The organism is Thermogemmatispora tikiterensis (assembly GCF_003268475.1).
In the GTDB taxonomy this organism is placed as follows: Bacteria; Chloroflexota; Ktedonobacteria; order Ktedonobacterales; family Ktedonobacteraceae; genus Thermogemmatispora; species Thermogemmatispora tikiterensis.
In genome coordinates, this window is the sequence record NZ_MCIF01000002.1 from 5,153,695 (window position 1) to 5,179,592 (window position 25,898).

At 61.9% G+C, this 25,898-nt stretch carries 19 protein-coding genes and 1 other annotated feature; of the genes, 7 read left to right on the forward strand and 12 right to left on the reverse strand.

Annotated features, from left to right (window positions below; genetic code table 11):
* Positions 1 to 3 precede the first annotated feature (3 nt).
* From A4R35_RS20600 to A4R35_RS20635, 8 genes are all read right to left on the reverse strand, one after another.
* Positions 4 to 1,311, reverse strand: coding sequence for a gamma-glutamyl-gamma-aminobutyrate hydrolase family protein (locus tag A4R35_RS20600; protein WP_112432738.1), 1,308 nt, complete (start codon positions 1,309 to 1,311; stop codon positions 4 to 6).
* Positions 1,312 to 1,384: 73 nt separating this feature from the next.
* Positions 1,385 to 2,752 carry a hypothetical protein gene (locus A4R35_RS20605; protein ID WP_146747286.1) on the reverse strand — a complete coding sequence of 456 codons (1,368 nt, stop codon included), beginning with the start codon at positions 2,750 to 2,752 and terminating at the stop codon, positions 1,385 to 1,387.
* Between the two features lie 427 nt (positions 2,753 to 3,179).
* Positions 3,180 to 4,616, reverse strand: coding sequence for a dihydrolipoyl dehydrogenase (gene lpdA, locus A4R35_RS20610; RefSeq protein ID WP_112432742.1), 1,437 nt, complete (start codon positions 4,614 to 4,616; stop codon positions 3,180 to 3,182).
* 197 nt (positions 4,617 to 4,813) lie between these two features.
* Positions 4,814 to 5,935: a serine/threonine protein kinase gene (locus A4R35_RS20615; protein WP_112432744.1), complete on the reverse strand. Its 1,122-nt coding sequence runs from the start codon at positions 5,933 to 5,935 to the stop codon at positions 4,814 to 4,816.
* Positions 5,936 to 6,275: 340 nt separating this feature from the next.
* Positions 6,276 to 7,739: an MFS transporter gene (locus A4R35_RS20620; RefSeq protein WP_112432746.1), complete on the reverse strand. Its 1,464-nt coding sequence runs from the start codon at positions 7,737 to 7,739 to the stop codon at positions 6,276 to 6,278.
* 374 nt (positions 7,740 to 8,113) lie between these two features.
* The gene (locus tag A4R35_RS20625; RefSeq protein WP_112432748.1) at positions 8,114 to 8,362 is read right to left on the reverse strand and encodes a hypothetical protein; all 249 of its coding nucleotides are present in this window, start codon (positions 8,360 to 8,362) and stop codon (positions 8,114 to 8,116) included.
* Between the two features lie 200 nt (positions 8,363 to 8,562).
* Positions 8,563 to 9,729: an acyl-CoA dehydrogenase family protein gene (locus tag A4R35_RS20630; RefSeq protein ID WP_112432750.1), complete on the reverse strand. Its 1,167-nt coding sequence runs from the start codon at positions 9,727 to 9,729 to the stop codon at positions 8,563 to 8,565.
* A gap of 422 nt (positions 9,730 to 10,151) precedes the next feature.
* On the reverse strand, positions 10,152 to 12,293 hold the full coding sequence (locus A4R35_RS20635; RefSeq protein ID WP_112432752.1) for a PucR family transcriptional regulator: 2,142 nt from the start codon (positions 12,291 to 12,293) through the stop codon (positions 10,152 to 10,154).
* 372 nt (positions 12,294 to 12,665) lie between these two features.
* On the opposite strand from A4R35_RS20635, the gene A4R35_RS20640 reads away from it, so the two are divergent.
* The 6 genes from A4R35_RS20640 (at position 12,666) to A4R35_RS20670 (ending at position 19,032) form a co-directional block, all read left to right on the forward strand.
* The gene (locus tag A4R35_RS20640; protein WP_112432754.1) at positions 12,666 to 13,466 is read left to right on the forward strand and encodes an ABC transporter ATP-binding protein; all 801 of its coding nucleotides are present in this window, start codon (positions 12,666 to 12,668) and stop codon (positions 13,464 to 13,466) included.
* Positions 13,463 to 14,335, forward strand: coding sequence for an ABC transporter ATP-binding protein (locus tag A4R35_RS20645; RefSeq protein ID WP_112432756.1), 873 nt, complete (start codon positions 13,463 to 13,465; stop codon positions 14,333 to 14,335). The genes A4R35_RS20640 and A4R35_RS20645 overlap by 4 nt, the downstream gene beginning before the upstream one ends.
* A 194-nt stretch (positions 14,336 to 14,529) precedes the next feature.
* Positions 14,530 to 15,429: a branched-chain amino acid ABC transporter permease gene (locus A4R35_RS20650; RefSeq protein WP_112432758.1), complete on the forward strand. Its 900-nt coding sequence runs from the start codon at positions 14,530 to 14,532 to the stop codon at positions 15,427 to 15,429.
* Complete coding sequence (locus A4R35_RS20655) at positions 15,426 to 16,679, forward strand: branched-chain amino acid ABC transporter permease (protein ID WP_112432760.1); 1,254 nt, start codon at positions 15,426 to 15,428, stop codon at positions 16,677 to 16,679. Before A4R35_RS20650 ends, A4R35_RS20655 begins: the two co-directional genes overlap by 4 nt.
* Before the next feature lie 195 nt (positions 16,680 to 16,874).
* Positions 16,875 to 18,137: an ABC transporter substrate-binding protein gene (locus tag A4R35_RS20660; protein WP_112432762.1), complete on the forward strand. Its 1,263-nt coding sequence runs from the start codon at positions 16,875 to 16,877 to the stop codon at positions 18,135 to 18,137.
* Positions 18,138 to 18,828: 691 nt separating this feature from the next.
* Entirely contained in the window at positions 18,829 to 19,032 is a 204-nt protein-coding gene (locus tag A4R35_RS20670; RefSeq protein WP_112432766.1) for a hypothetical protein, read from the forward strand.
* A 132-nt stretch (positions 19,033 to 19,164) separates the two neighbouring features.
* Here A4R35_RS20670 and A4R35_RS20675 read toward each other — a convergent pair whose 3' ends face one another.
* Entirely contained in the window at positions 19,165 to 19,875 is a 711-nt protein-coding gene (locus A4R35_RS20675) for a metallophosphoesterase family protein (RefSeq protein WP_112432768.1), read from the reverse strand.
* Between the two features lie 201 nt (positions 19,876 to 20,076).
* On the opposite strand from A4R35_RS20675, the gene A4R35_RS20680 reads away from it, so the two are divergent.
* A complete protein-coding gene (locus tag A4R35_RS20680; RefSeq protein WP_112432770.1) occupies positions 20,077 to 20,598 on the forward strand; it encodes a metallophosphoesterase family protein in 522 nt (173 codons plus the stop codon).
* Positions 20,599 to 20,653: 55 nt separating this feature from the next.
* On the opposite strand, the gene serS is transcribed toward A4R35_RS20680, so the two are convergent.
* From serS to A4R35_RS20695, 3 genes are all read right to left on the reverse strand, one after another.
* Entirely contained in the window at positions 20,654 to 21,934 is a 1,281-nt protein-coding gene (gene serS / locus A4R35_RS20685) for a serine--tRNA ligase (RefSeq protein WP_112432772.1), read from the reverse strand.
* Positions 21,935 to 22,156: 222 nt separating this feature from the next.
* Positions 22,157 to 22,421, reverse strand: a binding site (T-box leader).
* Between the two features lie 187 nt (positions 22,422 to 22,608).
* Positions 22,609 to 23,691, reverse strand: coding sequence for a hypothetical protein (locus A4R35_RS20690; RefSeq protein WP_146747288.1), 1,083 nt, complete (start codon positions 23,689 to 23,691; stop codon positions 22,609 to 22,611).
* Between the two features lie 311 nt (positions 23,692 to 24,002).
* Entirely contained in the window at positions 24,003 to 25,754 is a 1,752-nt protein-coding gene (locus A4R35_RS20695; RefSeq protein WP_112432776.1) for a hypothetical protein, read from the reverse strand.
* Positions 25,755 to 25,898: the final 144 nt, after the last annotated feature.

The following is a 25,898-nucleotide window of genomic DNA, read 5'->3' on the forward strand; positions in this document are numbered from 1 at the left end:
GTATCACAGAGCCGGCGAAGGTGAGGGAAAAGGCTCTGACTCCTGCACCGGCTGCAGGCGGGTGCGCAAGCGCCTGTTCAGACTTTCGGGCGGGACCATCTCCGGCTCCTCGCTGGTGACTGTTGTGACCAGCAGTGGCGGTTCCTGGCGGTAGAGCAGGGCCTGATCGCACTCCCGCAGCCAGGCGCGGATCTCAGGCAGGAAGCGGTCCAGTTCCTCCAGAGGCAGCGAGGCGTAGCGGTAGCAGGCGTCCACGTGAGCGGAAAAGAGACTATGGGCCCAACCCAGGTAGACCACCCATTCTGGATGGAACTGCACAGCCAGCCAGAAGCGGCGTGGATCGCTATCCTCGATGGCCTCGATGACACCGTCGGGAGCGGTCGCTGCCACAGTTTGGCCCGGGGCCAGATAACCAATCAGCTCGCCTTCGGGGGTCACGTAGCCCACCATCTGGTGATGCATGGAGAGGACAGCGTCGATATAGTTACGTTGTGGGCCGCGCGCCTCCGGTCCGCGCAGGATGCGAGCCAGGCGGCTGCGCGGATTGACGGCGATTGGATGCTCGACCCAGTTGTCGGCGGTGATGCGGCCCCGGGCGCGATGGGGCACCAGCGGCGGCATATTCCGCGGCCACTGCGAGCGGAGATCTTGATAGAGGCCACCGCCGCGTACCACGTTCATGACCTGCATGCCGCGGCAAATACCCAGCGTTGGAATGCAGAGCAGCCAGGCCAGCAGGGCACAGTAGCGCTCCCAAATGTCGCGCCACAGCTCTGGGCTCTGGGTCTGAGGGTGCAGCACATCACCGTAGAGGCAGGAATAGAAATCGCCACCGCCGGCAAAGACCAACCCGTCGACGTTGCGCACCACCGGCCAGATAATGCGGAAGACCTCCTCGAAAAGATCCTCGCTGCCCAGGATGTCGAAGGGATCGCAACTCTGCAGCATGGGCAGCGTCGGCAAGACCAGCGGCTCCCCACCGCTCTCGAAGATGGCGTTGATCGTGGCGGCATCGCCAGCGTACACGGGCCAGCCGCCGTCGCGCAGGCAGCCGCTGGAAGAAAGCACACCGATGCGGGGCCGATAGTAGGAAGGGAGCGGCGCCCGCTGCTGGCTGTTGACAAAACGGGCAATACGTTCGGCCAGCGACGCGCCAGCGTTCAGCGGGCCGCTCAGCTCATCGGTGCGGCGCTGACTAAGCGCGCTGCCCTGGTTGGCTTCCGGACTGTGACTCTGTCCCTGGGTCGCGGTGCGTGCCTCGCGCACTCCTCTTGTAATCATATGGACATAGTAGTCAGGATCGCGCGCCATAGCTGTTTTCTACTCCTCTCTTCAACTTTTAGTGCTGCTTTCCTTCCCATAGCCTGGCCTCAGCGCAAGGACTTCATTGTTGAGTTGCTGATGATGAATTGTTGAGCGGGGTCACGTCCAGCGTGGCCAGTCGCTCAATGGCATAGTGGATCTGGGTCACGCCATCCTGCAGCTCGCCCGTCTGCGGATCGAATTGACCCACGAAGGCATCCTGGGCCTGCTTGACCAATGTGTCCAACAGAGCCAGGGCCGCCGGCTGACGCAGCTGGCTGCTGCTCATGTGGACAAGCTGAATAGCATCCTGGCGGATCTGCTGGTAGAGGCTCTGGACTTTGTTGAGGGCCTCGGTGATCTGCTGGGCCAGCTCCTGCTGCTCGCGGGTCGAGCCAGGCGACTGCACCACGCCCTCCAGATGGATGCCAATATGGTGGAGGTAGCCGGGCGGCTGCTGGTTAGCGTCGAACTGCAAGAGTCCCACGCGCCCGATATGGGGGTCCACCAGCACTGGCGAGCCGGCAGGAACGTCAGTGCCCAGAAACTCGATGCCATCGAGATAGTCGAGGATACGAATAAACTGGCGATGCATCAGGTCGGTGCTGCCGTGGTTCCAGTCATCGCGTGCCGCCCCAGCCCACTCAAGGATCTTTTGCCCGTTGCGGAAGAGCCAGATATCCAGACCGCCGGGCAGGCCCAGCTTCTGCAGGGTGGGGTCAAGCGCTAACAGATGGCGCAGGTGATCCAGCAGGCTGTAGTGATGCTCGCTGTCCTGGGGATCGGGTGTATTCGGAATAACTGCCAGATAGCGCCAGGTGCTGCGATCGAGCGAGGGCACTGTTGGCGTCGTTGCAGCATCCTCCTCAGTAACCAGAAAACGGCTGGCGATGGCCAGCAGATTGGTGTGCTGTGGGTCGCCCTTGTAGAAGAGGTGAGCGGTGCCCTGGCTCAGGGTAAGCTTACCCAAGAGAATCGACTGACTTTCGACAGAGTTGTCGCTCTGGAGCCAGGCATAGTAAGCTTTGCCGGGCGCTGGCGGTGGAACCTTGCTCAGGTCAACTTGCACCTGATCAGCGATACCCTGACTGGTACTTACATTGACCTGACCACTGCTCAAGAAGAAGACATGACCAATGATGTCGCTTGTGGCGCCAGCCCCTGCCGGCTGGGACTTCGTACCGCTGCTGTGGGCAAAGGGCAGCAGATTCAGGCCCCCGCTGACCAGCAGGACCACCAGCGAGGCCACCAGGGCCAGGCCAACGATGATGGTCGGGAGCCAGGGCCGGCGTCGTGGTCCCCCGCTACCGAATTGGCCAAGCGGGCGGGTTGTGGGTAAAGGGCTGAGCGGCTGCAGGCCCCCGCTGCTGTTGCTGCCGCTAGTGTAACTGCTGTTGCTACCGGTCGCTGGACCGGGGCGCGTTGGTTGCTCAAAGCGAAAAGGTTTCAAGGCAGACCCTCCTGTCTCTCTCTGGCCGCAGTCAATCAACAGGAACAGGCAGCGAGCGCCATCCATCCGCCTTCGCTTCACTGCTGAGAGGGGGACCTTCAGTCTGGCTCGCTGGCCTCTGCTGCAAGTGTATGCGCCAGCTAAGGAAGGAGGGGCTTTTTTTGAGAAGGCTTTACAGGACAGGTTCCCCGAAAATTTTGGACAGAGTCCCTCACTGGCGTACCGCAGCAATCGCAGCATCCATTAATCGCTGTTACGCCCCTCGGGGGCCTTGCTCGACTCGAAGTAGAACCGGGAGACAGGTGGGAGAGAAGTCGGGCAGAGCCGGGTGCAGCCGTGGAAAGGAAATCTGGGCTGGGGGAGAAAAATAGCCTGCCAGGCCGAAGCCGGCAGGCCAGCGATGGGAGCGTGAGCAAAGGCAGGTAGCCTAGCGACTGCGGGCAGCCGCCTTGGGGGTCTTGGGTGGGATGTGCAGCGGACGCCCCTCGGCTGCCAGGATGGCCTCGCGCAGTCCCTCGCTCAGGGACGGATGCGGATGGATGGTCTCGATGATTTCGTCGCCGGTCAACTCACCGCGCATTGCCACCGAATACTCGCTGATCAGGTTTGTCGCATCGGGGCCGATGATATGGGCGCCGAGAATCTCGTTATACTTGCCCAGAATAACCTTGGTGAAGCCGTCGGTCTCGCCGATGGCCACCGCCTTGCCGATGGCGCTCCAGGGGAAGCGCTCCACGCGCACCTCCTGGCCGTGCTGCTCGCGGGCCTGGGCCTCAGTCAGGCCGACGAAGGCCACCTCGGGGAAGGTGTAGATTGGGTTAGGCACCACACTATAGTCCATCCTGGATGCATGGCCGAGAGCATTTTCGGCGGCCACCTCGCCCTCCATCGAGGCCACATGCGCCAGCCCGGCCCCGTGTACCAGATCGCCGATGGCGTAGATGCCGGGCAGGTTCGTCTCCATCTGCTCATTGACGCGCACCCTGCCGCGGTCATGGTCCAGGCCCTGCTCAAACAACTGCTCCAGGCCGCTCGTATTGGGGCGACGGCTGACCGCCACCAGCACATAGGCGCCGTGGAAGATCTGCTCACCCTGCTCGCCGCGGGCGATGACCTTCTTCTGCTCGCCGTCGTCCTCGATGGCCTCAACCCTGGCCCCGGTGGCGATGGTAATGCCGCGGCGGCTCAGGATGCGCACTAGCAGGCGGCGCACCTCTTCATCAACGGGCGCCAAAATATCGGGCAGCATCTCGACGATGGTCACGCGTGAGCCGAGGGCCTGGAACATGCAAGCCAGCTCGACGCCGATCACGCCGCCGCCCACGCAGACCACGCTCTCGGGCACCTCAGTCAGGTTCCAGCAGGTATCACTATTGATGACATTGCGCCCATCGATGCCAGGAAACGGCGGCATCAGTGGCACCGAGCCGTTGGCCAGAATCACCTTCTCAGCGCTGAACTGCTCGCGGCTGCCGTCGCTCTTTGTCACCGTCACCGTGCGATTGGCCTCAACGCTGCCCAGTCCCTCGTAGATCGTCACATTGTTGCCCTTCAGCAGCGTCCCCACGCCGTTTGTCATGCGTTTGACTACCTTATCCTTAAAGGTCATGGCGCGCCGCATGTCAAAGGTGGGCGGCTGCGGCAGAGTGATGCCCAGCTCCGCCAGCGATTCGAGGCGGTGGAGGCTCTCTGCAACGTGCAGCATAGCCTTGGAGGGGATGCAGCCAACGTTGAGGCAGGTCCCGCCAAGATACTGCTTCTCGACAATGGCAACACGGGCGCCGAGCTGGGCCGCCCGAATAGCTGCCACGTACCCGCCCGGGCCGGCGCCAATCACAACTACATCATAGTGGCTACTGGTCATGGAACTTCTCTCCTGCAACCCATTTGCGTTGTGGGTACCTCAGTCAGTATAGCACGTTCTGGAGAGCGCGACCAGCAGCCTGCTCTCTTCCTTTCCGCCTGTCCGCCCCACTGGCTCAGCAATGGGTGGGTGGGGAGCGCGACAGCAAACAACAAAGGTTGCTCCCTCTCCGGCGGAGCGGGCGGCCTCGCTGCAACTTAAGGACGTAGCAGGACCAGCAGCACGCCCAGAAGCAACAGCACCCCGATGGCGGCAAAGACGCCAGCGTTGAGCAGCATGTTGCTGCGCGCCTGCTCGCGAAACTGCTCCGACGGTAGCTGCAGCGGGCTGGCTAATGGGCTGCCCGCCATCTCGTCATCTTGTCGCTCAAGGTAGCGCTCCAACAGGGCTTCCAGGTCCCGTTGCATGGCGCTGGGATGCGGATAGCGCTGGGCACGCGACAGACTGAGCTGGCGCACAAGAATCATCTCCATCTGCGGACTGACGGCAGGATTGAGACGGCGCGCCGGTGGGTGAAAGAAAACCAGACGCTCGTTGGGATCATAGCCGGTGACGGCGTGATGTAGCGTGGCCGCTAGACTGTAAAGGTCGGCAGAAGGATCAAGCTCGCCACGCACCTCCTCTGGGGCGTAGTAGCCAGCCGCTACCGCGTCTCCTTTCTCGACGGGGGGATCGGGTGGAAAAAGGGGAATATGGATCAGCCAGACTGTCTGCTGGGCCGCGTTGATCACGATGGTCTCCGGATTGATTGAGCCGTGCACGATCGGTGGCTGCTGCTCGGCTAGAATCGTCAGCAGGCCACACAATTGGTAACCATAGTGCACCACTTGAGATTCGGGCAGGGCTCCCCCCTGGCGCTTGAGGAGCGTGCCCAGCGTCTCACCTTCCGGGTGAGTCAGAACCAGGAAATAGCTGCCACGCTCGCTGAAACCCTCCACCACCTGCGGAAAACCCTGATGCTGACCCAGACGCTGCTGTCGCTCCATCACCTGAGCGATCACCTGATTGGCGCTGGTGCGCTGGAGCAGCTCTGGGGGCATGAGAACCTCGCGTATCAGAACCTGACGACGCCCCATCTCCTGGTCAATAGCCGACCAGGCCCGACCCTGACGACGTTGAGTCTCCGGCAGCGGTACAGGACCCAGGATGCGGTATCGACCCTTGGCCAGGCTGTCACCGCGCATCAGCAGATATTGCTGAGGTTGGGGTAATCCCAGCAGCGCTCCCGTGCTGGGCGGCGCCATCGCCGCCTGGTAGCCACAGCGCGGACAACGACCATCAAAGAACATTCCCTCGTATGCGCAACGTGGACACCGCATACGCTACCTCTCCTTTTCTGGCCTCCGAGCCAGATGAACAGCTAACAACTTCGTTTTTTCCTTCTCGTCTCATATACCCTGGTTCACTGAGTGAGAAACGATGGTGCGTGGTGTCTTACAAGCAAGCTAAGCTGCGCAATGAGTAAGTAGGGCGCCCAACAGGCGCGTCTCAGCGTCGCTATTGTCAGTCAGGCAGAGAAGACAGGCGGCTCATCTTTGAGCAAGCGGACCGCGTGCGACAGGCAGCTATGAGTAAAGCTCCGCTACTAAGGAAGGAGAGCGGGAGCCGACGGTGGCAGGGAAGTGGCTCTGTCAGCGCATCCGAAAGAGAATTCCCTCCCTAGGGCGAGACCTCATCCAGGCGCTTCTGCCGGGTGGACGGACCAAACTGTGCCAGCAGGGCGGCCAGCAAGAGAAAGCTACCGATGAGCACAAAGGTACCGCCGGGCCCCAGGCGTGTCACCAACGAAGTGACGTAGCTGACGCCGATCCCCCCACCCACATGGCCGATCCCGTCAACCAGGGCGAAGCCGCTGGCGCGGGCCCGCGTTGGGTAACTCTCCGTTGACCAGGCGTAGACCATCGGCAGCCAGATATAGCAGCCCATTCCCAGCACGATGGTGCCGAGAGCCGCCAGCCCAAAGCTATTGCCGCTCAAAGCGACGGTGACCTCTCCCAGCATCGTCAGCAGGGCTGCGATCAGTAGCCAGACCTTGCGCTCCACATATTCGCCAAGCAGGTAGGCCGAGAGGGCGCAGATCGTGCTGCCGATGATGCCGAACGAGGTGATCAGGCCGGCCTCGGCCACTGGATAGTGCAGGGCCACTAGCAGGGTAGTCATGCCTGAAATATTGGAATAGACCGTGATATAGGCCAGCAGCCAGATGACCAGCAGCAGAATAGTGCGCTTGAAATAGAGCGTATTACTGAAGATCTCCTTGTAGCCAGTGCGCCGATCGTAGATCGGCACCTGTAGCTCCGGCTCTGGTGGTGGCAGCTCACCAGCCAGGCGCTGGCGGGCGTGGTCTTCCATGCGCTCGACCACGCGCTCGGCCTCGTAGATGCGGCCCTTGGTAATCAGCCAGCGTGGTGATTCTGGCAGCTGGAAGCGCAGGAGCAGGCCGATAAAGGCCAGAGAGGCACCGATGGCGTAGACGACGCGCCAGCCGAAGGTAAACTGAGGACCGGCCAGGGCAATGGGCAGTCCATAGGGGAAGGGTTCCGGCGGCGTCGTCAGATAGAAGCCGAGCCAGACCCCGAGCGAACCGCCGATCGAGGACAGGATAAAGGTGAGGGCGGTGTAGCGAGCGCGCGCCCCCCGGGGCGCCAGCTCATTAACATAGGTATTCACCAACGCCAGATCGGCCCCAATCCCGATGCCGGTCATGGTCCGCGCCAGCACAAAATGCGTGTAGTCGGCCACAAAGGCCGTGTAGAGGGAGCCGAGGCCGGTGATGGCCATTGTCACCACCATCATGTCACGGCGCCCGTAGCGGTCCGCCAGAGGGCTAAAGACCAATGCCCCCAGGACGTAACCCAGGAGATTCATCAGGACAGGGAAGCCCAGATACTGGCTGGCCGTCAGCGGAAGGCAGCCAACCACAATTTGCGTGCAGGTTTGAATGAAGGAGACGTTGATGTCACCAATATCGTAGAACGTGAAGAGCAGCCCCAGACCAATCACCAACAGCACTGTTCGAGGTAAGGCCCAGACCGGAATGCGGTCCTGCCGGGCGATGATCGCCGCCGCGATGCGCGATTTCTTCTGGCCAGGTAAGACGACCCTGCTCGTGTGAGCTGACATGCTGCACTCCTATTGCTTCTACGTCTGGGAAATCAGCTGTTTTCCATTAGAAAGAGAAAATCCTTTCTCTGATGCCCTGGCAGCCTCCCTTGTAAGGAAAAAGAGAAAACATTAGGATGCTCGTCTCTGTGCCTGTGTTATCCACTCAGGCCGCATGGCGAGAGAGCAACATATGCAGAGCCATTGTAGAGAAAAAGTGGCTGGCAGGCAATGTTTAGAAGGACAAATTGGCGGAGAGAAATTGTACTCAGCAACAATAAACAGGCGGCCAGCTGGCCCCGCCGTCTCTGCGCTCCCGACAGGGGGCTGCAGCTGAAGCGGGGCCAACTGCTGGCTCGTGCGGGCTGAGCATGTGGATGGAGAGGGAAATGAGCTTATCTCTGCTGAGGGCCATCGAGGTGGCGGGCGATCAAGATCATGGCCTGTTCGCCGACCAGGGCCCGCAACTGGGCATGAATCTCTCCCATGCGCTCCATGCGTCGCGTGATAAAGCAATGGCGACTTACTCCCAGGGCCAGACCTTGCAAGCCTCGCTCTGCTGCCTCATACTCGGCCTGGATTTGGGCCAGCAGGCGGGCCACCTCGGACCCGTCTCGACTGGGCTGCTCTTCGGATGCGGACATAGCCAGCTCCTTCTTTCTCTCTTCCTACTACACTTCACAGCAACTGACACCTCTCTGCTCTCCCACCCATCCCTAGGCGAGATCTGGCTGTCCTTGCCTGCCAGCGAAAGCCCATCTTTCTTTCTTTCTTTCTTTCTCTGGCTTGCTCATCCCTGTGGGGTCAGCGGATGGACGATGACCGGCCTGGGAGTCGGGGCGGCTTAGAATGTCTCGCCGACCTTGACGTGGCCGCGGAGCAGGTTGCGGGCAATGATAAAGCGCTGAATCTCATCGGTGCCCTCGAAGATGCGCCAGACGCGCATCTCGCGATACCAGCGTTCGATTGGTAGCTCTTTGGTGTAACCCATGCCGCCATGAATCTGCAGGACGCGGTCCACGACGCGATTGGCCATATTGGCGCCGTAGAGCTTGGCCACCGAGGCGGACTGGCGATTATCCATCTGCTGCTCTGCCTGCCAGGCGGCGAAGAGCGTCAGCCAGCGGGCGGCCTCGATCTCTACGTAGGAGTCGGCGATCATCCACTGGATGGCCTGGCGTTCGGCGATGGGTTTACCAAAGGTCACGCGTGTTCGGGCGTACTCGATGGCCATCTCTAGCAGGCGCTCGGCGGCGCCGACGGCGCGGGCAGCGATGTGCCAGCGACCGGCCCCGATCCATTTCATCGCGAGCTGATAGCCCTTATTCAACTCGCCCAGGATATTCTCCTCAGGGACGCGCACGTTCTCGAAATAGAGGGCAGCCGGCCCCCAGGAACCCATCGTCGGAATATAGCTGGAGCGCCAGCCCATCTCGCGGTCTACCAGGAAGCAGGTCAGACCCTCGTGGACGCCCTTCTCGGGGTCGGTGAGGGCGAAGACCATGGCAAAATCGGCCTCGTTGCCGTTGGTAATGAAGATCTTTTCGCCGTTGAGAACCCACTCGTGGCCGTCCTTGACAGCCCGCATCTTGAGATTGGAGACGTCGGAACCAGCCCCCGGCTCGGTCAGGGCAAAGCAAGAGCGTCGTTCGCCGTTAATGGTTGGGAGCAGATAGCGCTGCTTCTGCTCCTCATTGCAGCTATAGAGAATGTTATCGGCGGAGCCGCCGAAGGTGAAGGGCACGAAGGTGCGGTAGAGTTCAATGGTGATGACCGCTGTCATAATCGGGCCAAGGTTGGCCCCGCCATACTCCTCGGGCGTGTTGATGCCCCAGAAGCCTAGTTCTCGGGCCTTCAGCTGAAGCTCGCGGAGCCTGGCGCGGTCTAAGCCGGGGCGTCCCTCTCGTTCGTTGCGCAAGACCTCGCCTTCCAGTGGCATCAGCTCCCTCTTGACGAAGGCGCGCACCGTCTCCTGGATCATCTTCTGTTCTTCTGTCAGGCGGAAATCCAAAGTTCTCCTCCTCGTTGGTTGCAGGCTGCTGCTTCTTTGCCTGCCTGCAGGGCGATGCCTGACCGACACGTGCCCGCTCTGCGTGTGAGCAACGGCAGACTTGCCGGCAAAGGGTGGGCCTGGGCACCTCCAGGCGGAGGAACAGCCGGTAGCGAGCCGGTCAGCGAGCCGGTCAGCGAGCCGGTCAGCGAGCGGCAGGCAGGACTGACTGATCAGGACGCCTGGTCCGGGTACAGTGCTATTGTATGAGGAGAGCAACAGGGGAAGGCAATGTTTTGACCGACAAATTCGAGGCCGCTTCTTTGTGGCAAGAGACAGGAAGCTACGCCGTCCGGGGGCGGCTCTCAGTGAGGGGAGAGCTGGCCGGGGCGGCGTCAGGGCGGGGGGAATGGGGCCTCCCTCCCTCCCTCTGCGAGTGAGGATTAGGAGTCTGCGGGGCTGAGGCCCTCGCCCGCATGGCTGCGCTGCCAGATGAAGGCCGCCAGGGCCATCGCCGTTTGTTCCTTGGGGGTATGCTCATCGCTGCCCAACAGATCCTGGGCGCGGTGGAGGCGATAACGGATTGTATTGACATGGACGCCGAGGCGTTCGGCCACGGCCTGAGCTGAGCCAAGCGTCTGAGCCAGGACGAAGGTCTCGGTCAGGTGGGAGCCGGTGGCGCGATCGTAGTCGAGCAAGGGCTTGAGCAGCTTGGTGGCGAAAGCTTCCAGGTCCTTGATCAGGCGCGGGTTCTCTAGCAGGCTATCCAGACCGAAGGTGTAGACATCGAGCAGATACTCGCCATAGCCCTCGCGGCGGGCCTTCTGGGCCAGGGCGACGGTGTGGGTCAGGCCCATCTTCAGGTCTTCCAGCGAGTGGTAACGTCCGCCGTAGACGATCCATAGTGGCTGCACGCCGCAGTGTTGCAGCAAGGCATCGCGCACCTTCGATGGCGGCTGAGGAGCCTGGCCTTCCAGCAAGACGATGGCTGTATCGTCGTCGACAAAGATCAGAGGACTCTTCAGGCACTCCAGCACCACGCTCTCGACGATCATGCGCTTGCGGGCCGATTTCATAGCCTGCAGGCTGTCCTGGGGCCAGGCCAACACCCAGAACTGGCCGCGCTCCACGGGCAGGCCGAGTCGGTAGCCATCTTGCTCCACGTATTGCAGCGAATGGCCCTTGAGCAGCGAGCGAAGCCACTGCTCGCGGCGGCGATCAAGCTGGTCTTGCACCTGCTCCAGGCGAGTGATGACCAGGTTGCAGGCCACCACCAGATCGTAGAGGAAGTCTGGCCAGTGCGGAGGCGGTAACGGCACGGCAGGGCAGAGGTAGACCGCGCCAGCACGATCGAGGCCGGCGAGCGCCAGCGGGACCACCTGTACCTTCTCTGGCCGGCGGGCGCGCTCGGCACGCAACTGTTCCAGCTCCTCGCTGCGTGCCAGGACATAGGGCTTGCCGCTGCCATCGGTCACGATCACCGGCCCCTTGATCAATTGGCTGGCCCAGTTCTCGACGGCCTCTACGCGATTGGCGTGCAGCAGTAGCTCATACCAGGCCGTTTTGGCGTCGGGAGTACGCGCCAGGCCGGGCCAGTGAATCACAGTAGGGCGCTCGGCGGGTGGCAGTGGTTCCAGCAAGCGGGTGAGACGCTGGCCGAGGAGAAATTCCGCCAGCGAGAAGGGGGCGACAGTGCGTCTCGTCGTGTAGAGGACAGCGGCCACGTGAGCGTTACCATCGGGCACGGTCTGCGAACGCACTGGGAGGGCCATGCCTGAGCGCACCTGTTCGCGGTCGACAATATCTGAGACGCTTGGGTCGCGGTAGGGAGAGTTGCGATAATCGCCACGTCCCATCGGCGTTCCGTAGGCAGCGACGCGCCCGCCGATCCCGCGACCCAGGCCCAGGGCGAAGCCGAAATTGCTGTGGCGGGCGCCCAGGTGGCCGGCGATCTCCACCACATCGTTATAGGCGCGGCCCCAGAAGGTAAAATCGGCACGAGTCACGATGCGCGCCAGGCTCAAAATAGCGGCCAGGGCCTGGGCGTCGCCGTGGGCCAGGGCCTCGATGAGGGACCGATCGTGCACGGGTGAGCTAGGCGCAAAATATTGTTCCTCCTTCTCCTCCACCTCCAGCAGGGCCTCCAGGGTCTGACGGACGCGCAGCAGCCCCTCGTTCGGTGGCAGAGTGAAAGCGCCGCCCTCGCCAGGAGTGGGCCAGAGAATCCAGAAGGCATGTCGACCGCTCTCGGGGGAAGCGAGCTTCAAGAGGAGGGCTGGCGGCATATCGTTGAGGCCAGTGCGCAGATCGCGTTCGAGTACGCTGGCCACCATTTCGGGGGATGGATCGAGACGTGCTGCGAGCCAGCGGTGCATGGCGTTGCGCCGGATGCCGGCATAGTGGACCTTCCACGGCCCCTTGCGCTGCGGGCAGGGCCAGATTAAGGCCGTGGCCACAGCAGGCACGCGTATCAACAGCTCCTGGAGAGCGCGCGCAATCGCGTCCTCGCGCTGCTCTGGGCAGAGGGCTGCGCTCTTTAGGGCATGTGTCACGGGGGTCCAGGGATCTGGACAATGCTCTTGCATAGTGGCGCCCTCGCCATTGTGGAAGCCAACAAATAGCCATCTGCCAATTTGTAGATAGAGACATTGTATACCATCGCGCTGCCTGTTTACAATAGGCTTGCATGAAACGCCAGTGGCCGCCAGGGTCGGTGCCAGCGGCCAGGAGAGGAACCTGCAGCGGTGCAGGCAGGTGGGGAGGGCAGGCGAGGGACTGGCCTGAATAGGCTAGTCAAGGTAGGCTGCCCGTACTGGCCGGCCAGGGCAGGTGGGTAGAGATGAGCCTGGCTGAAGCGGGCTGTAGCGCCGACCAAGTATGTATCCGCGAGCGGGCCTGAGCAGGGAAGCGAGTTGGGCCAGAGAGAGTCAGCATCGCTGCCGACGGAGGAAGCGCCTATGCTAGAGCTGCAGGACGTTGCCGTCACCTATCAGAACGTCATCCCCGCATTGCGGGGTGTCTCGCTTGAGATCCCTGAAAAGGTGGTCGTCGCCCTGCTGGGCACCAACGGAGCCGGCAAGACCACCCTCCTGCGGGCCGTCTCCGGCCTGCTCCCATTACATCGTGGCGCCCTGGTTGGTGGTCGCATCCTCTGGGCAGGCGAGCGCATCGATCGTCTTTCCCCCACGCGCATCGTGCAGCTGGGCATCACCCAGGTCCTGGAAGGGCGCCGCATCTTTGACGACCTGACCGTTGATGAAAACCTCCAGGCTGGGGCCATCACCGTGCGCAATCCCGCCGCTATCCGTCGCGCCTATGATCGCGTCATGAGCCTCTTCCCGGTCCTTGCCGAGCGGCGCAGCAGCCGTGCGGGTTATCTCTCGGGCGGAGAACAGCAGATGCTGGCCATCGGGCGCGCCCTGATGGCCTCGCCGCGCCTGCTGCTCCTCGACGAGCCATCTCTGGGCCTGGCCCCCTTCATGGTGCAGCGCATTCGCAACATCATTGCCGAGATCAACGCTGAAGGCACCGCCGTACTGCTCGTCGAACAAAACGCGCAAATGGCGCTCTCGGTGGCCCACTACGGCTACGTGCTGGAAACGGGACGCGTCGTTCTGGCCGCTCCAGCAGCGCGCCTCTTGCAAGAAGAGAACATCCGTCAGTTCTACCTTGGCCTGCGTGAGGGAGAGCGCCAGCTCGCGCTTGGGCGCCTGCGCCAGCGGCGGGCAAGCGCGGCGGAGAGGAGGTGGCTGTCATGAGTGAGAGGCCTGACCCCAGCAAGCGGGCCAGCGACAACCACCAGATCGACCCCAGGGAGCCGCTGCTGCGTGTTGAACAGCTCTCGGTTCGCTTTGCGGGGGTGCGCGCGCTTAGCGAGGTCTCTTTCGTCGTCTGGCCGGGCGAACTCTTTGCCGTCATCGGCCCCAACGGCGCTGGCAAAACCTCCCTGTTTAATGTGCTCTCGCGTGTCTACCAGCCCGAGGCGGGGCGGGTCACCTTTGCCGGTCAGGACCTGCTGCGCCTGAAGCCCCACCAGGTGGCCAGGGCTGGGATCGCACGCACCTTCCAGAACATGGGCCAGTTCCCCACGATGACCGTCCTGGACTACCTGCTGCTGGGCCGCCATACGCGCATGCACAGTGGCATCCTGCGCGCCGGACTGTTTATCGGCCCGACCCGCCGGGAGGAGTGGGAGAACCGCGCTTACTGTCTCCATATTCTCGACTTGCTAAACTTGAAAGAGGTGCGCGATCGGCCTTTGGGCAGCCTGCCCTATGGCCTGCAAAAGCGAGCTGATCTGGCGCGCGCTCTGGCGATGGAGCCGCGGCTGCTGCTGCTTGATGAGCCGGTGGCTGGCATGAGCCTGGAAGAGACCGAGGAGATCGCCGCCATCATTCTGGAGATCAAGGAGCAGCTCGGCATCACCCAGATCCTCGTTGAGCACGATATGGCGCTGGTCATGGGCCTGGCTGACCGTGTGCTGGTGCTGGACTTTGGCCGCGTCATTGCCGAGGGCAGGCCGGCGGAGGTCCAGGCCAATCCGGCGGTCATCAAAGCCTACCTGGGCGAAGAATCGGAGCAGCTGCCGGCGCCCGCCGATGACCTGCCCGCCGTCTCCGAGAACTAAACTCCGCCTCGGACTGGCAGGCAGACAGACAGGTCGGCTTACAGCTCCGCTTACTTGCTTGTGCGCTGGCTCGTTTGCTCGTGTTGAGATGCCAGAAGTGTTCTCTGGCCCTGGGCCTACCGGGGCGCCGATGGTGTTACCCATCGCTCGATCGCGCTATTTGCGGCTTGCTTGTGCAGGAGGAGCTATGTGCTATGGCCTACTTCCTTCAGCTAGTCTTTGCGGGCGCAGCCCAGGGGTGTATCTACGCCCTGATCGGGCTGGGCTTTAGCATCATCTTCAAGGCGAGCCAGGTCATCAATTTTGCCCAGGGCGAGCTGCTGCTGGTCGGCACCTATGTCGTGGCCAGCGCCGTCCTGAACTGGCATCTGCCCTTTTTGCTGGCGCTGCCGCTGGGACTACTGGTCACGATTGTCATCGGCCTCCTCTTTGAACGCCTGGTACTGCGCAGGATGATTGGTCGTCCTCCCTTCACTGTTCTCATGATTACCATTGGTTTGGACATCATTCTGCGTACGCTGGTCATTGTGGGCTGGGGTTCGCGCACCATTCCGGCAGCCACGCCTTTCGCCATTACCAGCGGCTTCAATGTGGCCGGCGTGCATCTGGGCAGTAGCGATCTCTGGACCCTTGGCGTGACTGTGGTACTCTGCGCTGCCCTCTACTATTTCTTTCGCCACACGCGCTACGGGCTGGCCATGCGGGCCACAGCGCTGGATCAAGAGGCGGCCCTGGCTATGGGGATCGATGTGCGCAATGTCTATGCCCTGGCCTGGGGACTGGCGGCGGCCATCACGACGCTCGGTGGCGTCCTGCTGGCGATCGATAGTCTGGCCATTGATCCCAACTTTGGCAATGCTGCCCTGGTGGCTTTTCCGGCCATCATTTTGGGCGGTCTCGACTCGGTCAGCGGCGCAGTTGTCGGCGGCGTCATTATCGGTCTGACCAGCGTCCTGACGGCTGGCTACGAGAGCCGCCTGCCGGCGGTGGTTGGCACCGGCCTGCACGAGGTAACGCCCTATCTGATCATGATTCTTATCCTCATGATCCGTCCCTATGGTCTCTTTGGCTCAAGAAAGGTAGAGCGCGTATGATCGCTACGAAGGAGCCTGGCCGTAGCCGTCTTCGTCAGGAGTTGCCACGAGAGGCCGAGCCGCCTCACTTGCTGGGAAGCCTGGCGCGCTGGCTCTGGCTGGGGGTTGGAGTGCTGGCCTTGCTGCTCTTCTTCTCGCTGGCCAGCGACGACTGGTTTACCATTGTCAACTACTGCCTGATTGCGGCCATTGCCACCTTGGCGCTCAACCTCCTCTCGGGCTATACCGGTCAGATCTCGCTGGGCCTGGCCTTCTTCATGGGCCTGGGAGGCTATACGGCGGCGCTCCTGGGGGGCAATCCGCCCGCGGGACCGCTTGATCCCTGGGGTCTGGGCCTGCCCGTTTTCATCTGGCTGCCGGCGGCGGGCCTGGTGGCGGCTCTGGTTGGGGCGCTCATTGGGCCGAGTGCCCTACGCCTGCGTGGCTTCTATCTGGGAATTGTGACCCTCGCTCTGGTCTTCATCGGCAATTATCTGTTCCGCAACCTGAATTTCATCACCGGGGGGCCGCAGGGGCGCAATTTCCCGGTGCCGGCCTTTGGTGGCTTCTCGCTCGACCAGCAGAACAGCATCCTGGGCGTCGCCCTGACCTCGGGTCAGCAATATTTCCTGCTCATCCTGGTGGTCCTCCTGCTCTCGGCACTCTTCGTCTACAATCTCAGTCGTTCACGCGTCGGTCGCGCTATGCGGGCCGTGCGGGATCACGAAGTGGGCGCTGCCATCATGGGGGTGAACCTTTTCGAGGTCAAGATGGGGGCCTTCGTGCTCTCCTCGTTCCTGGCGGGCGTGGCCGGCGCGCTCTATGTCTCCTATGCGCGCTATGTGATCCCCGACTACTGGAGCCTGAGCCTGTCGATCCAGTTTGTGGCGGCCATCATCATTGGTGGCATTGCCGATGTCTGGGGGTCGATCCTGGGAGCGGCTTTTGTCTTCGCCCTCCCCCAGGTCATCGACTATTTCTCGCTGCTGCCGCCCAGCACTGGTGGTGGGGGCCTTAGCAGCGGCGATCTGAACGCGCTCCTCTATGGCTTGCTGATCATTGTCTTCCTGCTGTTTGAGCCAGGCGGAGTCATTGGTCTGGTGCGCCGTCTGCGCCCGGGCGGGCCTCGCCCTCAAAGGTTGGGAACGGGGGCGAGCGCGGGCGCAGCGACGGTCAAAGAAGGGGGTGAGAGCATCGAGGTAGTTGATCTTCAGCAGCACCTCCCTGGCCCCGGCGAGGAGCGGGGGAGTAGCGGAACGGGCGCCTCCTGAGTGCGCCTGACGAGATCTGGACGGGCCTCGTCGCATCTGCTTCCCTCTTCTTGCCTGCCACTTGGCCAGGCGGCCAGCCTGTGGTGGTCCACCTGCGCTTCCCTTCAGGTCTGCAGTCAGGAAGCCAGTAAAAGCGAACCAGCCGGGTTTTATGCAGTATCTTGTGCCTTTGGCTCGATAAGGGGGTAATTGTTTATGGTGACAAAGCGCTTCTTGTTTGCCTGTATACTCATCCTCCTGGCCGGTCTACCGATCCTTGCGGGCTGTGCGGGCAGCAGCACGAGTAGTAGCTCAGGTGGACTCAAGGCGGGGCCTGGCGTCGATCTCAATAAGAAGACGATCACGCTGGGCATCCTCTCGCCCTACTCGGGGCCGGTAGCCGGGCCGGTCGGCATCCCGATCGCCAATGGCGTCAAAGCCTTCTTCTATCACGTCAATGACCACGGTGGCATTAACGGCTTCAAAGTCCAGTTCATTGAACAGGATACGCAGTACAGCCCGCAGCTGGAGGTGCAGAAGTATAACCAGATTCGCAACCAGGTGCTGATGATCGCCGACAGCCTCGGGACGCAGCCTACCTTTGCCATTAAGGATCTGGCGGCTGCCGATCACATGCTGGTGTCGGCGGCGACGCTCTCATCGGCGCTGGCGCGGGAAAAGTATCTGATCCTCGTTGGCACACCTTACCGTCTGCAGGTGGAGAATGCTTTTGACTACGTTGTCAATAAGCTCGGGGTCAAGAATCCCGCTACGGCCATCATCTACCAGAACGATGACTACGGCCAGGATGGGCTGACGGGCTACCGCGAGGCGGTCAGTGTCTACCACCTGCATGACGTGGCCCAGGTCTCCTTTGCGGTCAATGATACCGATTTTACGGCCCAGGTGGCGCAGCTGAAGGCTTCCGGGGCAAAGTACGTCTTTATGACAACGCTGCCGACGGCGACAGCGACCATTATCGCCACCGCCTACAAGCTGGGCTACAATCCGCAGTGGATTCTGCAAAGCCCGGCCTTCTCGATTCAGCTCCTGGCGGTGCCGGCGCTCAAGCCTCTGATCAGCCGGGCCTGGGTCGTGTCCCAGGGAGCGGCCTGGGGCGATACGAGTGTGCCGGGGATGGCGCAGATGTTGCAGGACCAGGCCAAGTATTTCCCGAAGCAGCAGCCCGATGGCTACTTCGAGTTTGGCTATGCCGAGTCCTATGTGACCTACGCCATTCTGAAGAAGGCGATGGACAACGGTGACCTGACGCGCGATGGCCTCTTCCGGGCCTTCGAGTCGCTGCAGTCAGTGGATATGGGAGGTCTGCTGCCGCCCGCACACTATGGCTCGACGCCTGATCAGCGTGTGCCAACGCGCGATTCTGTGATCTATCAGGTTGATGCTACGCAGCCTGCCGGCGTTAAGCCGATCTCGTCGGATTTCACCGGGGTGGCCGCCCAACAGTCTCATTTCTAGCCAGGCGTACTAGCTCGCTCCTTTTCTTCCCTGTCTGCCCTGGTGCGTGGTTGCTCATGACGACCGGCTGCCTTCTGCCTGTGGCCCCGCAGGATAAGGGGCAGCCGGTGAGCAACCCGGCTGAACAATGCTCCTGAATTGGGCCGGTACAGGCTGCTCCTCTGCCGTTCTCTCCGTACTCCCCGGCTCTTTCTTCTTCCTGTTTCTGCCCGCTGACTGCGTGACGGCTGTGTCCAACCTGGCCACTGGTGACACAGGCGTGCTCGCTGCGCTCCAGACCAGCAGTCCCCGGCTCACCTGGCCTGCTTCTTGCTCGCTTGCCTGACCCAACCGGTCTATTCGCTTGCACTTGCAGCGATGAATGTCAACCCGGACACGTATATATTAAGTGGAAGCTATCAAGCTTCCTGCTCGGTGACCGACGCCGACTCTCTGGCCGAGCGGCGAAAAAAGACCCTGACTGGCTTGTCCCTTGCTGGCAGCGGTCTCGACGCTTCAGTGAGCGGAGTGAGGTCAATCAGAGTCTGGTTTTATCGCTTAATTATTGAAATTTATCGAATCTGGGTCTTCTGTTGAGCATTTCCTGATGCAATGGGAGATATACCCTCTGTTGCAGCAGGAGTGCGCCACACGTGCGGACTCTCTGCGTCCCGGGGCTGAGTGTTCTGCGAGAGAAGAGGGTTCATTGAGCATGGCGACTACAAGTGAGCTGAAAGAAATTATGCGTGAGCTTGAGCTGGTCGATATCGGCGATGCCGCCAGTTACCTCGGTGAGGAGGCGATGCCGCTGCAGGAGCTGCCCCACAACGAGCAACCGCAGTCGCTGCTTGAGCATGCTCCTGGTCATCCGGCGACCTGTACCTGTATCTTCTGTCAATTATTGCATGTCTTATAGAGCAAAATAGCTGCTCCGCTTCAGCGCTTCACCTTGACAACGGGGCACCGGCTGTGGCGACTCCCCACCACCACCGGCGCCCCGTTGCTCTATGTTCGACGGTCTCTGCTCCAGGCTGGCTGCTGCAGAACCTCAGTAGTGGGCTTCCAGCAGGATCTTGATGCGCCGCTCGGGATGGGGCATACCGCTGTTACGGATTTGGGTGACGACGGCCTCCAGGTCGTAGGGCACGCGACGAATCTCACCCTCCCAGTCGCTGCCTTGCCAGCTGAGAATACCGTAAGCGGCGCGCCGATCTCCATCGCGTGGCAGGCCGCAGCTGGCTACATCCAAGAGCAACAGCCGCCGCCAGCGTCGCTGATAAGCGATATGCAGATGGCCGAAGGCCAGGGCGCCGATCTCTTCATCCAGGTCACCGAGCAAGTGCTCCAGCTCCTGATCGGTGGCGTTAGGGGCGATGGCGTCCTCCAGATTGCGCGGGTTGGCATGAACGACCAGGGCGTCGCTGCCGTTGGGATTAACCAGGCGATATGAGAAAGGCAGGTTGCGTAGATAGGCGATGCCCTCCGGTCCGATCTGCTCGCGCGTCCAGGCGACGGTACTCTGTTTTTTGCGCCCTTTCTCGGGGGCGGCGCTCACCACCTCCTCATCGACGTTGCCTTTGATGACCGGGCAGCCGAGTTGCTGGACAATGGTGAGCACCTCGCGCGGGCGGGGACCATTCAAGCAGAGGTCGCCGGCGATGACCAGCTGATCGATCGCCGGTTGGCGATGCAGGTCTTCCAGCACGGCCTCCAGGGCCGCCTGATTCCCATGAATATCGGAGATAATGGCGATGCGCATAGTGAATCTGCTATCCTCTCCTTAGAGCGAGCAACAAGAGCGGGCGATTCGTTGCCTGCCGGGTCAGGCAGCTGCCAGGTTCCAGGTTGGCTGCCACCTGCTGGCTTCTTGCCTGAGGTGGACCTGTCTGTCTCTGGCCTGGCCCGGCTCCCGCTCGTCATGGACCGACCGGCCTGTCTGCTGCAACGGAGGTAAGAGCCGATGGAACACATCATCGGTGTCCTGGCGGATACCCATATTCCGCGCTTCAAGGCCCTGCCCGAGGCCATCTGGCGTCATTTTGCCGATGTTGAGCTGATCATTCATGCGGGCGACCTCTCGGTGCTCTCCGTTATCAACGAGCTGGAGACCATCGCGCCCGTCGTAGCCGTGCAGGGCAACGTCGAGAGTGACGAAGTGCGGAGGGCGCTGCCCCTCAAACGCGAGCTGGTGATCGGCGGCTGTCGCATTGGTGTCGTCCATATCCTCAGCCCAGACAGCGCGCGCCGGCGGCGCAGTGAGGAGGAGGCGCGCCTGGAAGCGGCTCGCCGCGAGTTTCCGCAGGCGCGCTGCGTCATCTTCGGCCACACCCACGTTCCCTATCTGCGTCAACAAGATGGGCTGCTGCTCTTCAATCCCGGCAGCGCTACCGATCGGCGCAGTCAGCCAGCCTGTACGCTTGGCCGCCTCTACATTGAAGACGCCAGCGGCAGCCCGCGCGGGGAAATCATCCCTCTCACCTAGCCGGCCTTCCAGCCTGGCGCCAAAGGCGGAACTGGCGCACGCCGAGTGGCGACGATCAGCGGTGTGCTCGCAGCGCCTCCTGTCCTCCCAGATAGGGGCGCAGGGCTGCTGGAATGCGTACCGAGCCATCGGGCTGCTGGTGGTTCTCTAGCAACGGAATCAGAATGCGTGGCGAGGCGAGGGCCGTGTTATTGAGCGTGTGCACAAACTTCACCTTGCCATCGCGATCACGATAGCGGATATTGACGCGCCGCGCCTGCCAGTCGTGGAAGTACGAGCAAGAATGTGTTTCCCGATAGCGGCCCTCGCTGGGAACCCAGCATTCCAGATCGTACATGCCGACCTTGCCATCGCCCATGTCGCCGGTGCAGACGTTAACCACGCGATAGGGGATCTCCAGAGCCTGAACCAGCTCCTCGGCGTTGCGGATCAGCTGCTCGTGCCAGCGCACCGACTCCTCGTGTGAGGCTTCGCAGATCACATACTGTTCAACCTTGTTGAACTGATGGACGCGGAAGACGCCGCGCGTATCCTTGCCATAGGTGCCGGCCTCCTTACGGAAGCAGGGGCAGAAGCCAACAAAGGTCAGAGGCAGCTCCTCGTAGCTGAGAATCTCGTCCTTGAACATGCCTGTAATCGAGACCTCAGCGGTCCCCACAAGGAAAGTATCCTCGCCCTCCAGGGCATAGACCTGGTCCCGTCCGCGCGGAAACTGGCCGTTGCCGATAAAGCAGAACTCGCGCGCCATCGCTGGCACGATCAGGGGCGTGAAGCCCTTAGCGGCAATGCGATCGAAAGCGAAGTGCAGGAGGGCCATTTCAAGGCGTGCGGCGTCGCCCTTGAGCACATAGCTGCGCGAGCCAGCGATTTTGGCCGCACGCTCCATGTCGACCAGGTCCAGCTTCTGCATCAGCGTGTAGTGGTCCAGCAGTGGAAAATCGAACTGCGGCTTCTCTCCCCAATAGCGCACCGGGACATTATCCTCCTCACTTGTGCCGACTGGGGCCGAGGGATCAGGAATCTGGGGTACCAGATAGAGCAGCTGCTGACGCTGCTCGGTAAGAGCCTCCAGCTGCGGCTCTAGCTCCTTGAGGCGAGCCGCCAGCTGTTTGCCCTCGGCGATGAGCGACTCGCGCAGCTCCTTATCTTTGCCTGCCTGTCCGATCCGTTTCGAGAGCTGGTTCTGTTCGGCTCGCAGCGTCTCGACCTGATGTTGCAGCTCTAAGACCTGGCGATCAAGGGCCAGAAACTGGTCGACATCAAAATCGCTCTGCTTGAGGCGTACAGCCTCCTTGACAAGCTCGGGATGATTGCGAATAAAGCCGAGATCCAGCACGAAAATCCCTCCTTCTGCTCTTCTCGTTCTCAAACTTGGGTCCTGGGCCTTGGTCTAGAGCAGGTCGCGTGCCAGCTCGCTGGCCGGGCGGGTCAGGTCATTGTGCTCCGTCCTGGCTGCAACGCGTGAGGAGCGACCAGAACCGGCCAGAGGGGCCACGGGCCTGGCAACTGACCGCCTATAACGGTCCTGCAGCAATAAAAAAAGCGTTATCGTCCACTGTGCAAGGACGACAACGCTGGTTGCTGCGTCGATCGTGGTGCCACCTTTGTTCGGATGCTCTGTTGCTGGCCAGCCAGAGGGCAAAAGACCCCAGAGACTGGCTGCGTAGAGCCATCCCTCATTTGGCCTGTTAACGGAGGCCACCGCAAACGCTCATCGCGTGGGCTCCCAGGTGGATTCCCTCATCCCCGGCGCTGCGTTGCACCAACCCGCAGCTCTCTCGCGCTCGCGGGCATGAGGTACTTGTCCTGTTCTTCGCCTTTACTCAATGGTTGTGTTATTGCTCGTTGCTGCTCCGCTTCTGGTACGATAGGATAGCAGAGGCGCAGGAGCTCTGTCAACCATGCCGGGACTGGGGGAGTCGGGTTGACGAGGTGGACAGGCAAAGCGCTCCGGCTCCGGCCTGGTGGCCACAGCCTGTCTGACTGATCCCAGACCATAACGCTGGCGGCTCACTCGTGAAGGACCCAGACCTGGGCATTGCTGAACTGAGCAACACAGGGCAGCTGATCATCGATGGCGGCCACGCCGATCGCCCCCGCTGAGAGCGTATGGTCATGAACGCTCCCCACCGCCTGCTCATTGACATAGAGCACGATGGTATCCTGGCTGGCCAGTACACTCAGAATATTCGTCTGCGTCAGGCCGCTGCTGATCGCTGGACTGAAGCCGGTCAGCAGAGTTTGGGCCGTTTGGCCCTGGTAGAGATCGAGGGCGAACGAGCCATTGATACTCACGCGGAACAGATAGTAGCTCTGACCATCGGCGCTGGCGCGGAAGAGCAGGCCAGCCTCCTGGCCACTGGTGATCGTCAGCTGGACCTCGTAGACAAACTGGCTGAACTTGGTGCTGTGGGCCAGGCAGGGCTGTAACAACCCCGCATGGCCGGCCCTCGCCTCGTAGGCGCCGTTGTTGAAGAAGCAGCCGGTCCCGGCATCGCTGAAACCCTGGTCCCAGCTGTGAGACTCGTCAGGAGTGCTCAGATCGTCGCTAAAATCTGGGTGGCCCTGGGTAATCTGGCTGAGGCGCTCGTCGTAGGTGGTAGCCGTTGCCGTGAGCTGGCTGGTCTGAGCCGTTGCCAGACTCTGGGCCGTGGCAGTCGCATAAATAGCTGCCTGCTGGGTTGCCAGACTCTGGGCCGTGCCGGCGGCCTGGGCGCTGGCGCTGGCCAGGACATAGCCTGTGGCCTGGGCGCGTGCTGTGGCCTGGGCTTGGAGCACAGCCGTGGCCTGCCCTGTGGTCAGCATCACCAACAGAACCGTGCTCGCCAGTAGCAGCAGGGCGGCGAGCGAGCCATAGAGCCACCACTGGCCGCGTGAGAGTCCAGCAGGCCGCTGCTGGAAAGAGACTGGCTCTGCAGCAGGCACTTTCACGAGCGCCGTTGTCTCAGCCTGCTCTTTCACCTCTGCCGGTCTTTCTGCGGACTCCTCGCTGCCCTCCATCGTCATTGGCTCCCTCCTGTGAACCGGCAGCTGCTCCGGCTCTGGACCGTTGACGCTTAACTGCGGGTGGCTCGATTGCTGCTTTCCGGGCATAGATAGCGCTCCCTCGCTTGACGGTAAGCTCCTCTCCTTGTGCTCCTCTCTGCTACTATAGCATGGACGCTGCTTGCAAGACTAGCCAGTGGTTGAACCTGGCAAGACGGCGATAGGTTGGGGTTGAAGCTCTGTCGCACCTCAAAAGGAGACGACCAGGCGGGAGAGAAGAGAGCGGGAGAGCTGGCAGTCTCGGAGACGGCAGGACAGAGTGTCTCCCATCCCCGTGTTGGCCAGCGTCCCTGCACTTGGATCTGCGGCCCTGATCTGTTCTCAGCAGCTGGTCTGCTTCTTCCCGCCTTGAGGGCTTCCTACAGTTGCCAGATTCTTGCGTTCTGAAAGGCCGCATCGGCGGAAATGTTGCCAGAGTTCAGGGCAATGAGGGCGACCATGCCGCTCGTCAGCGTGTTATCGTGGACCGTAGAGAGGTAGTGCTGATTCACGAACAGCATGAGTGTATCTTCCTGGGCGATGACGGTCAATGTATTGCTCTCGCCGAGACTGGCGTTAATGGCAGGGCTGACACCCTCGGAGAGATAGCTCACATTTCCGTTGCTGACCTTACTCAGCAGGTAGGCGCCGCTGGGGCTGATCGTGAAGCTATAGAAACTACGCGCGCCCTCATTGAGCCGGAAGACGAGGCCCCCCATTGTCTGGAGACCGCTCTTGTCGCCCTTGACCATCGTCATATCGACCTGGAAGGCCAGATTATGGTACGTCAGGGCGTTAGCCGCACAGGCCCAGGCTGGGGTACTGGTTGTAGTCAGAATGTGCAGGGCGCCATTGCTGAACTGGCAGCCACTGCCGTCGTTATTGCGTGTATCGTCCCAGTTGCTGGCACTCTGACTGGCCAGCGAGTCATTCACCTGGGGTGTCTGCGCCGTGATATAGCTATAGAAGGCCAAGGGATTGCTCTGCAGCGCAGTCACCGTTGCTGTGGCATGAGCTCGGGCGACGGCAGTGGCCGTCTGCTGGCTGAGGGCCAGGGCTGTCGCGCTCTGGGCTGTGGCCGTGGCGGCGGCGTGCTCCTGACCTGGGCGGATGACTCCGAGGTAGACGACGCTTCCCAGCAAGATCATGACACAGATCAATAGAATGGCCAGAATGAGCAGCAGCGTAGATCTCCCTCCTCTGGTCTGGCCTGGGGCGGAGGGAGCAGAAGGGAAGATCGGGCCTGGTCCTGGCGCCCCTGGGGCTACTGGCTGTGGATACGGCGGCCAGCCGGCTTGCCCCTGTTGGGGGAAGGCAACGCCACCCTCTCTGGTAGTGCCCACCCCTGGCGTCAGGCCAGGCGAGAAGGATGCAAAAGGATAGCCAGGCTGGACGGGGCCAGCGGGGCTGGAAGATCCTGGTTGCGGAGCTACCGCGGGTGGATAGCCCGGTGGCGTTGAGAGGCCGCTCTGGCTGATCTGACCGGGGGGCTGAGGCGGCGAACCTGCGGCTGGTGGCTGCGCGGGCAGCGTCCCCGAAATCGGAAACTGAGCTGGTGGCTGCGCAGGCGCGGGCGAGGCTGGAAGGGCAGTGCTCAGGCCGGGGTAGGAAGGAGTGCTGGCTCCGGCTCCAGTAGGCGGCATCCAACCGTAGCTAGTGGCCGCCTCCTGCGGAGGCAGCACTGGCGTTAAATTGCTGGGGCTGGGAGCTGGCGAGGACGTCGGAGCTGACGCCGGTCCACTGGAAGGCCCATCCGCCGGGGGCGCGCCCGCTTCGGCACTGGCCCGAGGGCGCTCGCTCTCCATGCCAGGCGTCTGAGCCTCTCTCGGCTGAGCAGCTGCTCCCCCCTCGGAGCTGGCTGGCGGTGTCTGCAGTTGCTGCCAGCGTGAAGGCGCACGCAGCGTAGGCTCGCTATAGGGCGCGCGCAACGTGCGCTCACTGTCCTCAACGCCGGTCGCTTCCCTGCTCTCGGGGCGGGACTGAATCAGCGTATCGTCCGGGCTGCCGAACGTACTCGGTGGCGGGGTCTGCTCCTTCTCTGGCTCCAGCACATTGTAAGGAGTAGGAGCGCCGCAGGAGGGACAGATCCGTGCCCCAGCGGGCAACTCGGCCTTGCAAATCTGGCATTGCATAGGTAAGAAGATCCTCCTCAAGGGCTGGACGTAGTGACTCCCTAAAGCATCTTCAGCATAACATGCTTTTCAATCTATGCCAAGAGATCTCATCATTGCTTGTCAGAAGCGAGCCGAGAGCGGCAGCGTAGAGGACGAAAGCCG